The 1,451-nt window shown below is 49.1% G+C and carries 2 protein-coding genes and 1 pseudogene; 1 reads left to right on the top strand and 2 read right to left on the bottom strand.

Going from position 1 to position 1,451, the window contains the following annotated elements:
- Window positions 1-78: 78 nt before the first annotated feature.
- A pseudogene (locus tag GC098_RS16620) lies at window positions 79-990 on the top strand (ketoacyl-ACP synthase III); the annotation flags it as partial.
- On the opposite strand, the gene GC098_RS16615 reads toward GC098_RS16620, so the two are convergent.
- Both GC098_RS16615 and GC098_RS16610 read right to left on the bottom strand, forming a co-directional pair.
- Window positions 970-1,254 carry a hypothetical protein gene (locus GC098_RS16615; RefSeq protein WP_171644240.1) on the bottom strand — a complete coding sequence of 95 codons (285 nt, stop codon included), beginning with the start codon at window positions 1,252-1,254 and terminating at the stop codon, window positions 970-972. The pseudogene GC098_RS16620 and the gene GC098_RS16615 sit on opposite strands and share 21 nt — an antisense overlap.
- A partial coding sequence (locus GC098_RS16610) for an alpha-helical endospore appendage domain-containing protein (RefSeq protein WP_512699013.1) occupies window positions 1,254-1,451 on the bottom strand: 198 nt, incomplete at its 5' end. The genes GC098_RS16610 and GC098_RS16615, both read right to left, overlap by 1 nt.

Genomic DNA, 1,451 nt, shown 5'->3' with positions numbered 1-1,451 from the left:
TGCAGAAAATAATGAAGCGCTGACATCCAGTCCCGCATTGGGGTAAAACCGTTATCAACGATGGCTTGATGGTCAAATGACGCGGATCTCCAAAGTATGGTCGACACGAATGATGAATGGATCGTTCAACGCACAGGAATTCGGGGACGTAGAATTGCAGCAGCGAATGAATTCACAAGTCATTTATGTATAGCAGCCGTAGAAAATATGCTCACTAGAGATCCGACATCACTGAGCGATGTTGATTTAATCATTGTCGCTACCCATACACCAGATCTGCCTTCCACACCTGTCGCTTGCCAGATTCAAGCTCATTTCGGCATCCCTGAAACTGGTGCCTACGACCTCAATGCCACCTGCTCTGGGTTCGCTTATGCCCTGCATACAGCAAGCGGGCTTGTTGCTGCTGGGGTACACCGCAAGGTACTCGTCGTCGGTGGCGATTCTTTATCCAAAATTACAGACTACACGGACCGTTCCACCTGCATTCTTTTCGGTGATGGCGCCGGAGCCGTGATGGTTGAAAGAGAGGAAGAAAATCCTTGCTCACCATCTTGGATCGGACGGTACAGGCGGCAAGCACGTATACCGAACCGGACTTGCCTCTGAATTGAACGGAAACCCATTAGCGGGTGAAGGCAAGCTCGTCCAGAACGGCCGCGAGGTGTACAAATATGCCGTAACGACTGTCCCGCAAGGAATCGAGAAGCTGCTCGCAAAAGGCCGTTTACCTCATACCGCAATTGATTGGTTCATTCCTCATAGCGTTAACCTTCGGATTATTGAATCCATCTGTGAAAAGAGCGGTATTCCATTCGAAAAAGCGCTGTACAGCCTTGAATACTATGGCAATACATCCGCGGCTTCCATTCCTCTTGCTCTGGATCTAGGCTTACAAGAGGGTAAGGTCAAAGCCGGTGATACGCTGCTGCTTTTTGGCTTTGGCGGGGGTCTTACTCACGAGCGGGTTTAATCATGCGTTGGGGATGATCCGCGAGCGACATTCTTGCTGATCCACGGCTTGCCGGGCGTTCCTAACCGGCGTTGACGTGGACTTTGTTTCGTTATTCTCTGAATCATCGAACGCTGGTATTTACTTATCGTCTTAAGATTCTCAGCCATATGGACAGCAAGCTGCTCGGAGACCACTACTTGATCCGCTATCGTCTCTATGATTCGGCATAAGGCTCGCTGGCTTCTAGCCAGCGAGGTTAGCACATGCAATTCAACTCTCTCACGATTCGATGCATTCATTACTTATCATCCTCACCAAACGAAAATAAGTTACCCATTCCGTTCGAACCGTCTCCCCCCGCACCTGCTCCCGATTCATTTTGTCCAAGAAGAGCCTGCATATGTCGGTTTAAGGAGTTCTCCATCTTCGTTAAGCCATTGATGAGCTCAATCACATACTCATGAATCTCTCCAGATTGTTTCATCTGATGTTCATG

Origin of the sequence: Paenibacillus phytorum, from assembly GCF_013141715.1 — a bacterium.
GTDB lineage: Bacteria > Bacillota > Bacilli > Paenibacillales > NBRC-103111 > Paenibacillus_E > Paenibacillus_E phytorum.
Note: the sequence above shows the minus strand (reverse complement) of the source record. Positions and strands in the feature narration are given on the sequence as shown.